The sequence below is a fragment of the Edaphosphingomonas haloaromaticamans genome (assembly GCF_001853345.1).
GTDB classification, from domain to species: Bacteria; Pseudomonadota; Alphaproteobacteria; order Sphingomonadales; family Sphingomonadaceae; genus Sphingomonas_E; species Sphingomonas_E fennica.
In genome coordinates this window covers 4,354,385-4,371,213 of the sequence record NZ_MIPT01000001.1, presented here as the reverse complement: position 1 = coordinate 4,371,213, position 16,829 = coordinate 4,354,385, and the positions used below count along the sequence as shown (strand labels likewise).

The 16,829-nt window shown below is 69.4% G+C and carries 17 protein-coding genes; 8 read left to right on the top strand and 9 right to left on the bottom strand.

Annotation, left to right across the window (positions count from 1 at the left end; genetic code table 11):
- Positions 1 to 96 precede the first annotated feature (96 nt).
- Positions 97 to 1,086, top strand: a complete 990-nt coding sequence (locus BHE75_RS20360; RefSeq protein ID WP_070935099.1) for a choice-of-anchor A family protein — start codon at positions 97 to 99, stop codon at positions 1,084 to 1,086.
- 94 nt (positions 1,087 to 1,180) lie between these two features.
- Here the strand turns inward: BHE75_RS20360 and BHE75_RS20355 are convergent, their stop codons facing one another.
- The 6 genes from BHE75_RS20355 to purD form a co-directional block, all read right to left on the bottom strand.
- The gene (locus BHE75_RS20355) at positions 1,181 to 2,029 is read right to left on the bottom strand and encodes a zinc-ribbon domain-containing protein (RefSeq protein WP_070935097.1); all 849 of its coding nucleotides are present in this window, start codon (positions 2,027 to 2,029) and stop codon (positions 1,181 to 1,183) included.
- A gap of 151 nt (positions 2,030 to 2,180) precedes the next feature.
- Positions 2,181 to 3,815 carry an ATP-binding protein gene (locus BHE75_RS20350; RefSeq protein ID WP_413818447.1) on the bottom strand — a complete coding sequence of 545 codons (1,635 nt, stop codon included), beginning with the start codon at positions 3,813 to 3,815 and terminating at the stop codon, positions 2,181 to 2,183.
- An 88-nt stretch (positions 3,816 to 3,903) separates the two neighbouring features.
- Positions 3,904 to 4,668, bottom strand: coding sequence for a TIGR02186 family protein (locus BHE75_RS20345; protein ID WP_070935095.1), 765 nt, complete (start codon positions 4,666 to 4,668; stop codon positions 3,904 to 3,906).
- A complete protein-coding gene (locus tag BHE75_RS20340) occupies positions 4,665 to 5,579 on the bottom strand; it encodes a sulfite exporter TauE/SafE family protein (RefSeq protein WP_070935093.1) in 915 nt (304 codons plus the stop codon). Before BHE75_RS20340 ends, BHE75_RS20345 begins: the two co-directional genes overlap by 4 nt.
- A 53-nt stretch (positions 5,580 to 5,632) precedes the next feature.
- Positions 5,633 to 6,136 (bottom strand): hypothetical protein, encoded by a 504-nt coding sequence (locus tag BHE75_RS20335; protein WP_015458532.1) that lies wholly within the window; start codon positions 6,134 to 6,136, stop codon positions 5,633 to 5,635.
- Positions 6,137 to 6,216: 80 nt separating this feature from the next.
- Positions 6,217 to 7,500: a phosphoribosylamine--glycine ligase gene (purD, locus tag BHE75_RS20330; protein WP_070935091.1), complete on the bottom strand. Its 1,284-nt coding sequence runs from the start codon at positions 7,498 to 7,500 to the stop codon at positions 6,217 to 6,219.
- Here purD and xseA point away from each other — a divergent pair.
- From xseA to BHE75_RS20310, 4 genes are all read left to right on the top strand, one after another.
- Positions 7,499 to 8,932: an exodeoxyribonuclease VII large subunit gene (gene xseA / locus BHE75_RS20325; RefSeq protein WP_070935089.1), complete on the top strand. Its 1,434-nt coding sequence runs from the start codon at positions 7,499 to 7,501 to the stop codon at positions 8,930 to 8,932. The two genes, purD and xseA, sit on opposite strands and share 2 nt — an antisense overlap.
- Positions 8,933 to 8,957: 25 nt before the next feature.
- Positions 8,958 to 9,158, top strand: coding sequence for a DUF2093 domain-containing protein (locus BHE75_RS20320; protein WP_015458529.1), 201 nt, complete (start codon positions 8,958 to 8,960; stop codon positions 9,156 to 9,158).
- Positions 9,155 to 10,069, top strand: a complete 915-nt coding sequence (locus BHE75_RS20315; RefSeq protein ID WP_084653390.1) for a M23 family metallopeptidase — start codon at positions 9,155 to 9,157, stop codon at positions 10,067 to 10,069. The genes BHE75_RS20320 and BHE75_RS20315 overlap by 4 nt, the downstream gene beginning before the upstream one ends.
- A gap of 240 nt (positions 10,070 to 10,309) precedes the next feature.
- The gene (locus tag BHE75_RS20310; RefSeq protein ID WP_070935087.1) at positions 10,310 to 10,759 is read left to right on the top strand and encodes a DUF1003 domain-containing protein; all 450 of its coding nucleotides are present in this window, start codon (positions 10,310 to 10,312) and stop codon (positions 10,757 to 10,759) included.
- 28 nt (positions 10,760 to 10,787) lie between these two features.
- Here the strand turns inward: BHE75_RS20310 and BHE75_RS20305 are convergent, their stop codons facing one another.
- Together BHE75_RS20305 and BHE75_RS20300 are read right to left on the bottom strand one after the other, a co-directional pair.
- Entirely contained in the window at positions 10,788 to 11,162 is a 375-nt protein-coding gene (locus tag BHE75_RS20305) for a hypothetical protein (RefSeq protein WP_070935085.1), read from the bottom strand.
- A 52-nt stretch (positions 11,163 to 11,214) separates the two neighbouring features.
- On the bottom strand, positions 11,215 to 12,138 hold the full coding sequence (locus BHE75_RS20300; protein WP_084653388.1) for an NAD-dependent epimerase/dehydratase family protein: 924 nt from the start codon (positions 12,136 to 12,138) through the stop codon (positions 11,215 to 11,217).
- Between the two features lie 196 nt (positions 12,139 to 12,334).
- Between BHE75_RS20300 and BHE75_RS20295 the strand changes: the two genes are divergently transcribed.
- Both BHE75_RS20295 and BHE75_RS20290 read left to right on the top strand, forming a co-directional pair.
- Positions 12,335 to 12,685: a DUF2946 family protein gene (locus tag BHE75_RS20295; RefSeq protein WP_254684515.1), complete on the top strand. Its 351-nt coding sequence runs from the start codon at positions 12,335 to 12,337 to the stop codon at positions 12,683 to 12,685.
- Positions 12,686 to 12,782: 97 nt separating this feature from the next.
- Positions 12,783 to 14,801 (top strand): TonB-dependent receptor family protein, encoded by a 2,019-nt coding sequence (locus BHE75_RS20290; RefSeq protein WP_070936201.1) that lies wholly within the window; start codon positions 12,783 to 12,785, stop codon positions 14,799 to 14,801.
- 265 nt (positions 14,802 to 15,066) lie between these two features.
- Here BHE75_RS20290 and BHE75_RS20285 read toward each other — a convergent pair whose 3' ends face one another.
- On the bottom strand, positions 15,067 to 16,113 hold the full coding sequence (locus BHE75_RS20285; RefSeq protein WP_015458521.1) for a methyl-accepting chemotaxis protein: 1,047 nt from the start codon (positions 16,111 to 16,113) through the stop codon (positions 15,067 to 15,069).
- Positions 16,114 to 16,271: 158 nt separating this feature from the next.
- Between BHE75_RS20285 and BHE75_RS20280 the strand changes: the two genes are divergently transcribed.
- Positions 16,272 to 16,823, top strand: coding sequence for a hypothetical protein (locus tag BHE75_RS20280; protein WP_139181791.1), 552 nt, complete (start codon positions 16,272 to 16,274; stop codon positions 16,821 to 16,823).
- Positions 16,824 to 16,829: the final 6 nt, after the last annotated feature.

Below are 16,829 nucleotides of genomic sequence, written 5' to 3'. Positions count from 1 at the left end.
CGCGCGTAAACCCCACATGACCCGAAACGTCGGTCGTGCTACGGCCGATTCCGGGTTCGGCCCCTGTTGGGCCATTTTCGTTGCGGGGTTAGGCACATGGCTATCACGATGATTCGGCGCGCGGCGCTGCTGGCTTGCGGCGCGCTCGCTCTGGCGGGCACGGGGAATGCGCAGGCGGCGACCGCCCTGGATTACGACGTGTTCGCGCTTGGCAATTTCACGTCCGCCTGGACCGAGGTGAACGGCTCCCTGGCCGCGGGCGGAAACGTCAATGTCCAGGGTTTCAGCGTCGGCAAGGATCTCGGCGCGGGCTATAGCGGCGCCTCGTTGGTGGCCGGCAGCAATATCGTCTATGCCAGCGGCACGGTCTTCCATGGCGATGCGGTGGCGGGCGGCACCATCACGGCCTCGGGGTTGACGGTGGCGAATGGCGTCGCGACCCAGAACGCGCCGGTGCCCGTGAATTTCGCCAGCGAGGCGACGCGCCTCCAGAATCTTTCCGCCTCGCTGTCGGGCCTTGCCGCCAACGGCGCGATCACTTCGAACGGCCACAGCCTCACCTTCACCGGAACCGACGCGGCGGTGAACGTCTTCAACCTGACGACCAGCCAGCTCAGCAGCTCCGGCGGCTTTTCGGTGTTCATTCCCGAAGGATCGGTCGCCGTGTTCAACGTCAGCGGCGCGGCGGCGGCGCTCAGCGGGAACGGCGCCTACACGATCAACGGCCAGACGATCGTGAACCAGTCGGCGGGGCTGGCCTCGTCGCTGCTGTTCAACTTCAGCGATGCGACGGCGCTCACCTTCAGCGGCAGCTGGGCGGGCAACGTGCTGGCCCCCGGCGCCGATGCGACGCTGGGTTGGGGAGGGTTCTTCGGATCGCTGGTCGCCAACAACATCACCGGCAATTCCGAATTCTATGTGGGCCGCTTCACCGGCTATGATCTGGTGACCAATCCGCCGGTATCCGCGCCGGTGCCCGAACCCGCCAGCTGGGCGATGATGATCGCCGGCTTCGGCCTGATCGGCGGCATGCTGCGCCGGGCGCGCTTCGGCAAGGCGGCCGGGGAAGGCGCGGCGCTGGCCTGAGGTCTGCCCCCGATCCGGAAACGAAACGGCTGAAACGAAAAGGGCGCCGGGGATCGATCCCCGGCGCCCTTTTTGCTGCGCGGCCGGTGCCGCCTCAGCGGGTCGGCGCGTCCAGGCTGAGGTCCAGATTCTTGGCGTTCTGCGGCACGTCCAGCACCGCGCCGTTGAAGTCCACCGACTGGCCGGGCTGGAGCCGGGCGATCGGCCGGGCGATCGTCCAGGCGAAGACCACGCGATCCTGCGCATCCAGCAGGTTGGCGCGTATATCGGGCACGGGCTGCACCTGATCGGTGGGATTGGTGATCCGGCCGGTGACGGAAAACAGCTCGTTGCCGCTCGCCATCGGCCGCCTTTCCGGCGTGCGGGTGGATTCGATGATCAGCGGCACGCCTTCGGAGGCGCGGGCCAGGCCGATGCGCTGGGCGATGTCCGGCGGGCCGAAGGCGACCAGCGCGCCGGTGGCGGCCAGCATCAGCACGGCGGCGATCACCGCCACCAGCGTCCACAGCTTGGCCGGATTGCGCCGGGGCGTGAAGGGCGGCTGATGGGCGAAGGGATCGAAGCCGTCGGGCGCCGCCGCCGCCTCGTCCTCGCCATAGACGGTGACCGGATCGGCGGCGGGCGCATCGGCCGGCTCGGCTTGCGGCGCGCGGGCGCCGGCCGCGAAGGACGGGGGCGCCGGCTCGCCGGGCGCGGCGGCTGCCGGAAAGGGGTGGGCGGTGGCGGCCGCGGGCTCATCCGCCCCCGCATCGCCGGCCGGCGCGGCTTCCGCCGCCTGGGCCAGCACGGGTTCGGGGGCCGCCTCTTCCCGGGCGGCGAGCGCGGGCGCTTCCTGGAACCAGCTATGCCGGCAGGACGCGCAGCGCACCTGGCGTCCTTCCGGGCCGATAGCCGTGTCCGGAACCAGATAGCGGGTGTTGCAGGCTGGGCAGATCAGGATCATCGGGCGCTTGGTCTATGGTTGATGCCGCGTCGACTAGACACGTGCGAAGGGGCGCTGGCAAGCGGTTACAGCCGATCCGGCCGTGGTTCGCCCGGCACATCATGGCGCGCATGCCGGCCCCGTGGCCGGCCCGGCATGCCCTTGCCCGCGATCAGCGCCCCTGGCTGCGCCAGCGGCGGATGACGCGGCCGAGTATCTGGTCCTCCCCCCCCACCTGGGTCCACAGTTCGGAGAAGACCGGATCGGTGGAGGCGGGCCGCTTTTCCGGCTCCAGATCGTCCAGCGAGACGCGGATCGGGATGGCGACGCCCTCGCCGCAGATGATCGCCTCGCGGTTGCGCAGCGCCGGGATGGAATCGAGGAAGCCGCGCGCGCCTTCGGGCATGGCCGATTTCACATAGGCCTGGTCGCGATCATTGTTCAGGCGCATGGCGATGATGGTGCCGCACTGGGAAAGCACGCCTTCGGCGAGGTCCGACGGCCGTTGGGTGATGAGGCCCAGCGACACGCCATATTTGCGCCCTTCCTTGGCGATCCGTTCCAGGATGGTGCGCACGGAGGCGCCGGTCGTCACCCGGTCCGACGGGATGTAGCGGTGCGCTTCCTCGCAGACGAGCAGGATCGGCCGCTGCGCCTCGCCGCGCGACCAGATGGCATAATCGAACACCATCCGCGCCAGCACCGCGACGACGGTGGAGGTGATCTCGTTGGGCACGCCTGACACGTCGATGATCGAGATCGGCTTGCCATAGCCCGGCAGGCGGAAGATGCGCGACAGGAACTGCGCCATCGTATCGGCCACCAGCATGCCCGAGAACATGAAGGCGTAGCGCGGATCGGCCTTGATCTCGTCGATCTTGGTCTTGAGACGGAGATAGGGGGCGGTGCCGCCGGCCTTGTCCATCCGGCCCATTTCCGTCTGGATGATGTTGGACAGGTCCGAAAGCAGATAGGGCACGGGGCTGTCGACGGTCAGCTTGGAAATGCCCTCGGCCGCGCGGTTCTTGGCGCGGGCGGCGAGCAGGCACTTGGCGAGGATGTCGCGGTCCATCTGGCGTTCGGCGCCGGTGGAGGTGACGAACACCTCGGCATGTTCCTCGAAGTTCATCAGCCAATAGGGCATGGCGAGGTTGTCGACGTCGAAGATCTCGCCCGTGCCCTTGAAGGCGGCGGAATATTCGCCATGCGGGTCGATCATCACGATATGGCCCTCGGGCGCGCTGCGGCAGATGCGGTGCAGGATCAGCGCCGCCGAGGTCGACTTGCCGGTGCCGGTGGAGCCCAGCAGCGCGAAATGCTTGCCCAGCAGCGCATCGACGTAAAGCGCGCCGCGAATATCCTCCGTCGGGTAGATCGTGCCGATCTCGATATGGGCGCGTTCGTCCGCCGCATACATCTGCTTCATGTCCGCGCTCGACACCGGATAGACGCGGCTGCCGGGCGTGGGATAGCGGGTGACGCCGCGCCGGAAGTTGAGCAGCCGGCCGGTGAAGCGATCCTCCTCGCCCTCGCCCAGGAAATCGACATGGCCCAGGATCAGGTCGCTGTCCGCGTCGGCCAGGCGCAGCGCGCGGACATTGGCGATCAGCCAGCGCTGGCCCACGCGGATCTTCACCTGGCTGCCGACCTGGCCGGCCATGGCGATGCTGGGATCGGGATCGCTCTGCAACGATGCCAGCATCTGCCCGTCGAGGCTGATCTGCGAGGAGGAACCGGCGATCTCCATCAGCCGGCCGATCTCCACCGCACCGTTGCCGGCCGCCCGCTCCACGGGGCGGAATCCCATCGCCATATCGTTCATGCAGCCCCTGCCTTCGCTAGCCAACGGCGCGGACGATAAGAGGCAAAGGATTAAGAAAGTCGGATATTACGGATCACTTCTTGCGGAAGGCCGCGGCGGCGGCCCAGCCCAGCGCCACCGATACCGCCACCGCGACGAGGCCGTAGGTGAAGGACCAGCGATCGGCGACGATGGCGACGAAGCGTTCGAAGCCGGACTTGTCGATCTCGATCTCGCGGGTGGCGGCGGCGACCACCCGGCCGTCCTGGATCAGGAAGGTCTCGGCGGTATAGCTGCCCACCGGCACGCGCGCCGGGATGGCGATGCGGGCGCGGTAGAGCACGCCCTCGCTCACCTCCACGCCGTCCGGGCTTTCGACATAGAGGCCGCCGCGCCGCTTGAGATCGACCAGCCCCGCCTCGAACCGGCGCTGCGCCTCGGGCGTCTCGCCGCTGGCCGGGGAAAGCTGAATGTTGCGGAGGCCGAGTTCGTAGATGGCGGCGGTGCGATCGTCCACCAGCCCCTTCAACGGCCGGGAGGATGCGACCGCGTAGAAGGCCGGCACCGATCGGAAACGCGCATTTTCGGCATTCATCCAGACGCCGGCGATCTTCTGCTTCTCGCGCAGCACGATCGGTTCGGCGGGGCCTTTTACCACCACCACCACATCGGCCGGCTTTTCGGGCGCGCGGCCGCCGGGATAGACGATCGCGCCGAACAGCAGCAGTTCCGCGCCGGTGAAGCTGTAGATGATGTCGATCCGCCGCCGCGACACGTCCGGCACCAGCGACGGCTTGGCGGCGGCGCCCAGCAGCAGCGCGATCAGGGGCAGGAGGATGAGGGCGGCGCGGCGCTTCATAGCGGCTGGATCGTGTAGATCTCGTCCGGCCGCCAGCCGAGGCCCAGCGCCATCCGCACCGCCACCGCCAGCACGATGCCGGCAAGTGCCAGGCGCAGCCATTCGGGCCGCACCTTCATGGCGAAGCGGGTGCCGAGCTGCGCGCCCACGACGCTGCCGATCAGCAGCAGCACCGCCAGCACGATATCCACCGCCTTGGTGGTGGTGGCATGCACCAGCGTGGTGGCGGCGGTGACGAACAGGATCTGGAAGGAGGATGTGCCGACGACCACGCGCGTCGACATGCCGAGCAGGTAGATCAGCGCCGGCACCAGCACGAAGCCGCCGCCGACGCCGAGCAGCACGGTGAGCAGGCCGGTGCCGAAGCCCAGCAGCAGCGGCGCGATCGGCGAGATGTAGAGCCCCGATCGATAGAAGCGCCAGCGCATCGGCAGGGCCGCGACCAGCGGATTGTGGCGGCGCTGGCGCGGCGGGGCGGCGGCCTTGCCCCACAGCACGGCGATGCTCTGCGCGGCCTCGCGCGCCATCAATATGCCGATGCTGCCCAGCAGCAGGACATAGAGGATGCCGACGACGGTATCGATCTGGCCGCTGTCCTGCAGCGCGCGGAAGGCATAGCCGCCGGTGATCGATCCCAGCGCGCCGCCTGCCACCAGCACCCAGCCCATCTGGAAATCCACGCCCTGCCGGCGGTGATGGGCGAGGACGGCGGATACGCTGGCGCCGGTGATCTGGGTGGCGGAGGAGGCGACCGCGACGGCGGGCGGAATGCCGTAGAAGATCAGCAACGGCGTGGTGAGGAAGCCGCCGCCCACCCCGAACATGCCCGAAAGGATGCCCACCAGCCCGCCCAGGNCGATGATGACGATGATGTTCACCGACAGGCCGGCAATGGGCAGGTAAAGGTCCATGCCCCCCGCTAGCCGATTTCGCCGTTCAGGTCATGTGCCAAGGCGGCGGAAGATCAGCCTAGCTTGCCGAACCTGGCCTCGAATCCGGGGATGTCGCCGATGGAGAGCAGCCGGGCCTGCTCGATCCACTGGTCGCGCCGCAGTCGGCCGGCGAAATTGCCCATGGCGGCATCGACCTTGTCGATCTGCGCCGGGGTGAGGGCGGCGAGCTGCGAATATTGGGTGATGCCGAGGCCGTTCAGCACGGACTGCGCCTTGGGGCCGAGGCCCTTCAGGCGGGTGAGGTCGTCCGGCGGATTGGGGGTGGTGTCGATGCCCAGGAACTGGCCGGCGATATCGGCGGTGGCGATGGCTGCCGCATCGGTCACGCGATCATGATGCGGCTCGGCCCTGGGCGCGGGGGCTGCCGGCGGCGGGGCGGCGGGGGCGATCTTGGACGGTTCGGACGTCGGCGGCTCGATCGTTCCCGTGGCCTGCCGGCGCCCGCGCAGGACGAAGAATATGGCAAGGGCGGCGAGGATGACCGCGCCGATCGCGACCAGGAAATAATTGTCCATATGCTTCTCCGTCCTTTCCGCCTTCCGCTGCCTACGCTACCGTAACGAACGCCGCGCGGCCATCGCCGTTCCGTGCGCGGCTATTGCCCCTGCCGTTCGCGCGCCACCTCGCGCCAGCCGATGTCGCGGCGGCAGAAGCCGGTGGGGAAGCGGATCGCATCCACCGCGCGATAGGCGGCGGCCTGCGCCTCCGCCACGGTCCTGCCCGTGGCGGTGACGTTCAGCACGCGCCCGCCATTGGCGACGATCCCGCCGTCGCGGATCGCGGTGCCGGCGTGGAACACCTTGGCGCCGCCGGCCTCGGCCGCGTCGATACCCTCGATCGCGCCGCCCTTCTCCGGCGTGCCGGGATAGCCGTTGGCCGCCATCACCACGGTCAGCGCCACCGCGTCGGAAAGCCTGGGCGGGGCGGTTTCGCCCAGCCGCCCCTCGGCCACGCGGAGCATCAGCTCCAGCAGGTCGCCTTCCAGCCGCATCATCAGCACCTGGCATTCGGGATCGCCGAAGCGGGCATTATATTCGATCAGCTTGGGGCCTTCGGCCGTCAGCATCAGGCCGGCATAGAGCACGCCCGAATACGGGGTGCCTGCGGCCGCCATCGCCCGCACGGTCGGCTCGACGATCTCGGCCATGGCGCGCGCCTCCAGCGCCGGGGTCAGCACCCGGGCCGGGCTGTAGGCGCCCATGCCGCCGGTGTTGGGGCCGGTATCGCCTTCGCCCACCCGCTTGTGATCCTGGGCGGAGCCGAAGGGCACCACCGCCTTGCCGTCGGTCAGCGCGAAGAAGCTCGCTTCCTCGCCGGTCAAAAATTCCTCCATCACCACCTCGGCCCCGGCCTCGCCGAAGCCGCCGTCGAACATGTCGGCGATCGCCGCCTCGGCGGCGGCGGCATCCTCGGCGATCACCACGCCCTTGCCGGCGGCCAGCCCGTCCGCCTTGATGACGACGGGCAGACCGAAGCGGGCGAGGCCCGCGCGCGCGGCATCGGCATCGGTGAAGCGCGCATAAGCGGCGGTGGGGATATTTTCCCTCGCGCAGAGATCCTTGGTGAAACCCTTGGACCCTTCAAGCTGCGCGGCGGCGGCATCGGGGCCGAACACCAGCACGCCGTTCTCGCGCAGCAGATCGCCCACGCCTGCCACCAGCGGCGCCTCCGGCCCGATCACGACCAGGCCGATATCCATGTCGCGGGCGAAGGCCAGCACCGCATGGGGGTGGGCCGGATCGATCGGCACCAGCTCGGCATGTTCGGCTATTCCCGGATTGCCCGGCGCGGCGTAAAGCTTGGTCAGCTTCGGCGATTGTGCGAGCGTCCATGCCAGCGCATGCTCGCGCCCGCCAGAACCCAGCAACAGGACTTTCATGAGCGATCTTCCCTTCGAACCTCAGCGGCTGTTAGCCGAGGAGGCGCCCGGCGACAATTCGCCGACGATGAGCGTGTCCGAGCTTTCGGGCGCGCTCAAGCGCAGCGTGGAGGAACGGTTCGGCCATGTCCGCGTGCGCGGCGAGATTTCCGGCTTCAAGCGGGTCGCCTCCGGCCATTGCTATCTGGCGCTGAAGGACGACAAGGCCGTGATCGACGGCGTGATCTGGAAGGGCACCGCCGGCGGCCTCGCCTTCCGGCCGGAGGACGGGATCGAGGTGGTGGCCACCGGCCGGCTCACCACCTATCCGGGCCGTTCCAAATATCAGATCGTCATCGAACGGATGGAGCTGGCCGGGCAGGGCGCGCTGATGCAGCTCCTTGACCAGCGCCGCCGGGCGCTCGCGGCCGAAGGGCTGTTCGATCGCGATCGCAAGCAGCCTTTGCCTTTCCTGCCGGGCGTGATCGGCGTCGTCACCTCGCCCACCGGCGCCGTGATCCGCGATATCCTCCACCGGCTGGAGGATCGCTGCCCCACCCGCGTCGTCGTCTGGCCGGTGCTGGTGCAGGGCGAGGGCGCGGCCGATCAGGTGGCCGCCGCCGTGCGCGGATTTGACGCCATGGCGCCGGATGGGCCGGTGCCGCGCCCCGATCTCGTCATCGTCGCGCGCGGCGGTGGATCGATCGAGGATCTCTGGGCCTTCAACGAGGAAGCGGTGGTGCGCGCGGTTGCCGGCTGCTCGATCCCGGTGATCTCGGCCGTGGGGCATGAAACGGATACCACGCTGTGCGATTTCGCCGCCGACGTCCGCGCGCCGACCCCCACCGCCGCCGCCGAGATGGCGGTGCCGGTGCGCGGCGACCTGCTATCCGGCCTGCGCGAGCTTGGCGTGCGCGCCGCGCGCTGCGCCAACCGCTATCGCGAGCGCGCGGGCGAGCGGCTGGAAGCGACGGCCAGGCGGCTGCCCGCGCCCGATCGGCTGCTCGGCCCCCAACAGCAGCGGATGGACGATCTCGGCGAACGCCTGCCGCGCGGGCTTTCGCGCCGGCTGGCGGTGGCGCGCGGCGATCTCGCCCATGCTGCGGGCGCGCTCCGCCCGCCGCTCCTGAAGGCGCGGCTGGCGCGGGCCGGCGAGCGGCTGGCGGCGGTGCGTTTCCGCCCGGCGCTGATCGAAGCGCGGCTGGCCGATGCCGAGGCGCAGGTCCAGCGGCTGTGGCGGCTGGCGGAAGGGCTCAACCCCGAACGGCCGCTCGCCAAGGGCTATGCCTGGGTCGGCCGGCGCGGCGGCGGGGTGGTGACGACGGCGGCGCAGGCCAAGGCGGCGGGCGCGCTGACGCTCCATTTCGCCGACGGCACCGTGGACGCACGGGTTGAGCGGGGCGGCCGGCCATCCTATTCTCCGGAAGAACCCGAACAGCCGAGCCTGCTCTGATGCGGGCCAGAGGAACCAAGATCCCATGTTGATGTCGCACGCCAACCGCCCCGCCCGGCTGCATTATATGGCCAATAATTTCCGCGTGCTCACGTCGGGCGATCATGTCGTCTGCGCGGTCTCGGGCGAGAAGATCCCGCTCGACAATCTGCGTTACTGGAGCGTGGCGCGGCAGGAAGCCTATGCCAGCGCGGAGATTTCGACCCAGGCGGCGCTTTCCGCGTGATCCCGGCCGGCGCCGCGCGACGGCTGCTTTCCCTCGCCGTGGCGCTGCCGCCCGCTTTCCTTCTCGCCGGTTGCGTGCCCTCCGCCCCGCCGCCCGCCCCGGCGGCGGCCGAACCGGCGCCGCCACCGCCCCCAGTCGCGCCGCTGTCCGGCCAGTTCCAGTTCCAGGGCGAGTTTCGCCAGGGCGGGCTCGTCACCGGCACCGCGCCCCAAGGCACGGCGGCGCTGCTGCTCGATGGCCGGCCGCTGGCGATGGCGCCGGACCGGCGCTTCATCATCGGCTTCGGCCGCGACCACGGCCCGGCCGCGACGCTGGAGGCGCGGGGCGCCGATGGATCGGTGCTGCGCCGCCCGCTTGCGATCGCGCCGCGCCGATGGGACGTGCAGTCGCTTCCCACCCTGCCGCGCGGCACCACGCCGACGCCGGAATTCCTGGCCCGGCGCAAGGGGGAACTGTCGCAGATCGACGCCGCCCGCGCCGTCCAGTCCGCCACCGACGGCTGGCGTCAGCATTTCCAATGGCCGGTGACGGGGCGGATCAGCGGCGTCTTCGGATCGCAGCGCATCTATGCGGGCGAGCCGGGGGCGTTCCATTCGGGCGTGGACGTGGCCCGGCCCACCGGCACGCCGGTGGTGGCGCCGGCCGATGGCGTGGTGATCCTGGCGGCGGCCGCGCCCTTCACGCTGGAGGGCAATCTGCTGATGATCGATCACGGCATGGGGCTGAACAGCGCCTTCCTCCACCTTTCCCGCATCGACGTGAAGGTCGGCCAGCGCGTGTCGCGCGGCCAGCTCGTCGGCGCGATCGGCGCGACCGGCCGCGCCACCGGCCCGCACCTCCACTGGAGCATGAAGTGGCAGGACGAACGGATCGATCCCGCCCCGCTCGCCGGGCCGATGCCGGTGGAGTGAAGGCGGGGCATCGCCCGTCTATCGACATGACGAAAGTTTAATCCCCGCCGGGATTGACCCGGCGGGATCATGTCGCGCCCACGGCCCCGCATGGGGCGGAGCCGTTTCGTCGAGGTCCCCGATCAGGGTCATGTCCAGCAACGATCATAGTCGATCGACCGTGCCGCAAGGGCCGTCGCTGAGCTGACCCCGGCTCACGCGCGCGACGGGCCTTGCGGCCGGTCGCAAGCGAGGTGAGCCATGAACAACGCGATCCGTTTCTTCGCATTCCATCTGCGTCGCGCCCGGCCGCAGCGCGATCCCAACGAACTGGTCAACGAAGGGCTCACCTTCGGCGGACAGCTGGCCGACAGGGTTGCCGCGGTCGGCGGCTCCTGGGGCTTCATCATCGGTTTCTGCCTGTTCCTGGCGGGCTGGGCGGCGATCAACACCGTCGTGCTCGTCGCGCACGCCTTCGATCCCTTTCCCTTCATCTTCCTCAACCTGATGCTGTCGATGCTGGCCGCGCTGCAGGCGCCGATCATCATGATGAGCCAGAACCGCCAGGCCGCGAAGGACCGGCTGGAAGCGCGGCTGGATTATGAGACCAACCAGCGCGCCGAGGCGCAGATCGCCCTGCTTTATGAGGAAGTGCTGGCGGTGAAGGGCCAGCTTCGCCTGCTTTCGGAACGGGCGGTCGAACGCGCCTGAAGGCGGCCGCCGGGGCGGTATCGCGATGTCAGCGCGAACCGCCCCGCGCCAGCCGTCCGCCCAGCGAGCCCAGCAGCGGCAGCGAGGCGAGGAAGGCCAGATGATACCAGGCCGGAAAGCGCTGCCACAGCAGGTAATGGATGGGGAGGAACATGAGGAGGAGGATCGCGCCGGCGATCGCCGCCGCCCGCACGCCGCCGATCCGGGCGGCGATGAAGCCGCTGCCGATCGAGCTGGCTGCGCTCACCAGCAGCCGCGCGGCCATCATCGCCCAGGTGAAGGCCATCGCCTTCTCCACGGCGGCATAATCCGGCCAGCCGTGGCGCAAGGCGAGGTTCAGCAGCGTCGCAAGAACGAACCAGCCCAGGATGCCGGCCGCCGTGCCGCCAATCAGCCTCGCCATGGCCTTCTCCCCTGAAAGCAAGCGCCGCCGATATTAGCAGATCGGCGGGGCTTCAGGCAGGCGCCTTCAGCGCATCGGGGGCCAGCGACTGGATCATGCGGCGAATGCCGTCCCGCCAGTCCACCCTGGTCTCGCCGATCAGCGCGTGCATCCGGGCGGTATCGATCGAAAGCGCGCCGAAGGCGGCATTGTCCTGCTGGAAGACGGGGGTGAAGCCGGTCAGCTCGCCGATATAGGCGCACCATTCCTCCACGCTCGCCGCCTGCGATCCGCCGAAATTGGTGGTCGTCACCTCGGTCGTGGCGGCGCCCAGCAGATAGGGGATCTTCTCGACATAATCGTCGACGTGGAGCGGGTTGTAGAGGTTCGGGCCTTCCGGGTGGATCGCGATCGGCGCGCCGTTCTGCATCATCAGCAGATGATACCAGGGCCAGCCGCCATTATCGCCATAAGGCACGCTCATCCGCGCGATGGTGGTGGGCACGGCATAGGTCTTGGCGGCGAAGCGGCAGACCGATTCCGCCGCGATCTTGGCGATCGAATAGGTCGGGAACATCGACCGGTGATTGTCGCCCAGCGGATCGCTCTCCTTGCGCGGCGCCGGCCCCTCATAGGCATAGACGCCGGTGGTGGAGATATGGAGGAAGGCCTTGGCATTCCGGCATTTGGCGATCAGGAAGCCGACGCCCTCGGCATTTTCCTTCAGGTCGCGATCGAAATCGCCGGTCTTGGCGACGGCGGCGTTGACGACATAATCCACCTCGGGAAGCGCATCCAGGCTGGCGGGATCGGAAAGGTCGATCCGCACCGGCGTCGCGCCCATCGCCTCGATCTCGGCCCGATCCTCCGCCTTGCCGAAGCGGGCGGCGGCATAGACCTTCGCCTTGCCGGCATAAGCGGCCACCAGCGGCCTGGCGAACTGGCCGGTAGCGCCGGTGATGAGGATGCTCTTTCCTTCGATATCGGCCCGCTGCATGGCTTCCGCTCCCGTCCTGTCGTGATTTTGGGGAAGCTAAGCCCGGCCCGATCGCGGCCACAAGATAGCGGGCGCTGTTCGCGGCCGTCCGGACCATGCCTGTCCCGATGGGTGGACGGCGGCGGCGGGATGGACTAGGCCGCCGGCCATGCGGGGCAGGGGATCAGCAAGGGGCACCTTCCGCGGCGAGATCGCCGTGGCGCTCCTGCTGCTGGCGCTCGCCATGCGCGTGCTGGTGCCGGCGGGCTGGATGCCTTCGGTCGACGGCCGCGCCATCACGCTCTGCACCGGCACCGGCGCCGTCGAAGCCTGGGTGGCCGATGACGGCACCATCCACAAGAAGGCGCCCGGCGAAACCGGCAAGGGCGCCGAACCCTGCGTCTTCGCGGGGCTGGGCGCGGCATTGCTCACGCCCGATCCGCCGGTCGCGCCGCCGGCCCTGTTCGCGGCGCCCGTCGCGGCCGTCCTCGCCGTTCCCGCCGTCGCCATCGGCCGGGGCCTCGCCGCCCCGCCGCCGCCGCCCACCGGGCCGCCCGCCATCCGCTGATGTCCGTCACCGCCATGGGCGCGCGCCGTTGCGCGGCTCCATGGTCCTATCGGCTGGGCGCCGCCTTTCGCGCGCGCCCGGAAATCAGGGATATTCCATGTCTTTTTCTTCCCGCGCGGCCGGCCGCGCGTCTCTGCTCGCCATCGCCGCCATTATCGCCACGCCCGCTCTTGCCGAGGATGAGGGCGATCGCGGCACCATCATCGTCACCGCCGCTTCCGCCATCGCCGACGCCAGGGCCGATGTCGCCCGCGTGCCGGGCGGCAGCGGCGTGGTGCCGGCCGCCGATTTCGAGGATCGGCTGGCCGTATCGCTGCGCGATGCGCTGGCCTTCGCGCCCGGCGTCTACACCCAGCCGCGCTTCGGGCAGGAGGTGCGGATATCGGTGCGCGGCTCCGGCCTCAGCCGCGGCTATCATATGCGCGGGCTGATGCTGTTCCAGGATGGCGTGCCCATCAACCTCGCCGACAATAATGGCGATTTCCAGGAACTCGATCCGCAGGTCTTCCAGCATATCGAAATCTTCCGGGGCGCCAACGCGCTGCGGCTGGGATCGTCCACGCTGGGCGGCGGCATCAATGCGGTGACGCCCACCGGCCGGTCCGCGCCGGGGGTGGAGATGCGGGTGGACGGCGGCAGCTTCGGCACCGTGCGCGGCAAGGTCGCCGCCGGCTTCGCGACGGAACGGGCGGATGCCTGGTTCGCGCTCACCGGCGATCGTTCCGATGGCGACCGCGATCATGCCGATCGCAGGGCCGTCCGCTTCAACGGCAATGTCGGCATCCGGCTGGACGACCGGATCGAGACGCGCTTCTACGCCAGCGTCAACAATATCGACCAGAAGCTGCCCGGCGCGCTCGCCATGGCGGATGCGCTGGACCATCCGAAGCAGGCGGCCGCATCCAGCCTTGCGGGCGATCAGGCGCGCAACCTGGATTCGCTTCGCCTCCAGAACCGCACCACCGTCGATCTCGGCTCTGCCAGCCTCGCCTTCGGCGGCTATTGGAACGTCAAGGAACTGGTCCATCCGATCTATGAGCTGATCGACCAGAAATCGCAGGATCGCGGGCTTTTCGCCCGGATCGACTGGGCGGGCACCCTGGCGGGCCTGCCGGTCGAGGCGGCGGTCGGCACCACCGCGCGCTTCGGCACGGTGGCGGCGCGGCAATATCGCAATGTCGCCGGCAAGCGCGGCGCGCAGACCGCTGATGCGCGGCAGACGGCGACGACGATCGACAGCTATGGCGAGCTTCGGATCGCGCCGATGCCCGGCCTCTGGCTGATCGCCGGGGGCGTGCAGACCCATGGGGAGCGCAAGATCGCCAACCATATGGCGCCGGCCCGCAGCGGGGACGCGGATTTCGATGCCTTCGCGCCCAAGTTCGGCCTGTTGTGGGAAGCGCGGCCCGACGTGCAGGTCTATGCCAATTACAGCCGCTCGGTGGAATTGCCGGGCTTTGCCGAGCTGGCCCAGGCCCCCTTTGGCGGCGCGCCCGGCTTCGTCGATCTCGATCCCCAGCGGGCCTGGACGATTGAGGTCGGCACGCGCGGCCGGATCGGCATCGCGGCATGGGATATCAGCCTCTACCGCGCCGACGTGAAGGGGGAGATGCTGCAATTCACCACCTCGCAGGATATCCCCGCCGCCACCTTCAATGCCGACAGGACCCGACATCAGGGGATCGAGGCGTCGCTGGAACTGGATCTCGCCCCCTGGGCGCGGCTGCGTCAGGCCTATCAGCTCAACGATTTCCGTTTCCGCCATGACGCCATCTACGGCGGCAATCGCCTGCCGGTGGTGGCGAAGCACCTCTATCGCGCCGATCTCCGCCTGGGCACGGATCGCCTTTCCGTCACCCCCAATGTCGAATGGCTGCCGCAGGGGGCGTGGGCGGATTATGGGAACGGCACCCGCACGGGCGGCTATGCGCTGATCGGCCTTGGCGCCGAAGCCGGGCTTCGCGACGGGATCACCTTGTTCCTCGACGCCCGCAACCTCGCGAACAGGCACGCCATTGGCGACATTTCCGCCGTGGTGCAGGCGACCGACGCCGCGGCCATCTATTATCCGGTCGAACGCCGCGCCTTCTACGGCGGCGTCAGGGCGCGATTCTAGGTGCGCGGCCGGCCCGGCCGAATCGTTCGGCCAAGGGGCGGATCACGGACTGCGTGGTGCCGACGCCGAGCCAGCATCCCGAACTGGATTGGCATGCCTGCGCCCTGACGATGAGGCGCGGCCGCTACAAGCCCGCCCGCGATAGCGCCGGCAATCGCGTGGAGAGCACCGATTCCCGCACCATCCGCTGGCAGGTTCCGCAGGACTGGCAGCCGGGGTTCGGGCAAGACAAATGCCGGCGGAGTTCCCCAACTCCGCCGGCACCTCAGGCGGCGATTCTCTGCCCGTCGCCCGCGATGGCGGCCTGAACCTCCGCCTCGGTCATAAGTCGTTGCTCGATCACGCAGTGCAGGCTCAGCCCGTCGCCCGGCGCGGAGCGCGCATGGGCGATGATCGCGTCGTCTTGCGAGGACAGGCCGATCGGCCGGCTGGCGTCCACCGCCATCGCCTCGCCGAAGCGCGCCCCCCAGGAGGAGGCGACCACGCGGCCCTGGTCGTCGACCAGGCTCACCCGGCGGCGGCCATTGTCCGCCGTGTCCATGCCGCCGATATGCTCGCCGATCTTCCGTTCCCAATCATATTCCAGATAGAGCACGCCCATCGCCGGGCCTTCGCGCTCCGGATCGGCGCGGATGCCGGCTGCGAAGATCAGCACGGCCTGATGGTCCGACCAGGGATTCTGCCACACCTCGTCGGTGAACCAGTCGTCCGACCGGCGGCTGGCCATCGCCTTGCGGAACTGCGGCGCCTCGCGCACGTCGGCGGCCTGCACGCGGGCCTCCTCGTCGGCGGAAAGGAAGATGCGGCCTTCGGCATTGGCGACGAAGGCGTTCAGATAATCGCTGGAATAGCGCATCAGCCCCCGCAGCCGGGCATTGGCGGCGGCCGCCTTTTCGGGCGACGGGTCCGCCACCGCCGCGATCACCGCCGGATCGGTGGCGAGCATGCGCAGGTCGCTGCTGCGGGCCTGGATGGTGCGGCCGACATTGTAGATGATCGCTTCGGCCAGATCGACGAGGCGTGCGCCCTCGATCTCGGCCACCATCTCGTCGGCGATGCCGGCCGCCTTGGCCAGCCGGTCGAGCACCTCGGCCCGGAAGGCGAGCGAGCTGGCCCGCGCCTGGTTGGCGAGCGCCTTCACCTCCTGCGCCACCACGGAGAAGCCGCGTCCCGCCTCGCCCGAACGCGCCGCCTCGATCGTGGCGTTGAGCGCGAGCAGGTTCGTCCGGCCGGCAAGCCGGGCGCTTTCGGTCGCATAAAGCTGCACTTCATCGCGAAGCGAGGCAAGGAGCGAGCGGATCCGTCTGGGCATAAGGCGCGATTCCGAAATGTTATTTCCCGATCGCTAGGATGAAGTGGTTAATAAAACGTCGTTCCGGGCGAAATAGTCGGGCCGTCCGCCCGCCCGCCGTTCATCGCGTTGACAGCGCGGCTGGGCTAGAAGCGCCCGATCAACGGGATGAAATGACGATGGCGAGAATCAAGGCGGTGATCGGATTGGGCGTGGCGGCGGCGATGCTGGCGACGTCGATGCCGGCAATGGCGCGGCCGGGACATGGCTGGGGCTATCCGCGCCCCGGCTACGGCCATGGCGGTGGCTATCGCCATCATCGCGGCAACGGATTCGATTTCGGCGATTTCCTGCTGGGCGCCGTCGTGGCCGGCGGCATCGCGGCGGTCGCCACCAACGGCTTCGGCATGCGCGATTCGAATCGCGACGATGGCGATGCGGATTGGAACGGCGATCGCGGCCGCGGCCAGGCCGATGACCGCGCCGATACCGCCGCGCAGGATGAGGCGGCCGATGCCTGTGCGGCGGCGGCCGAACGGCAGGCGGGCCGCATCTCCACCGATGCCCGCGTCACCGATATCAGCCGGGTGAGTCGCGATGGCGAGGGCTGGCAGGTGCAGGGCGTGGTGGAGACCGGGCCTGCCGCCGCCGATCGCCGCAGCTTCCTGTGCGGCGCGCGCGCCGGCCAGGTCGATTTCGTCCAGCTGGGCAACGAGCTGGCGATCCGCTGACGCCAC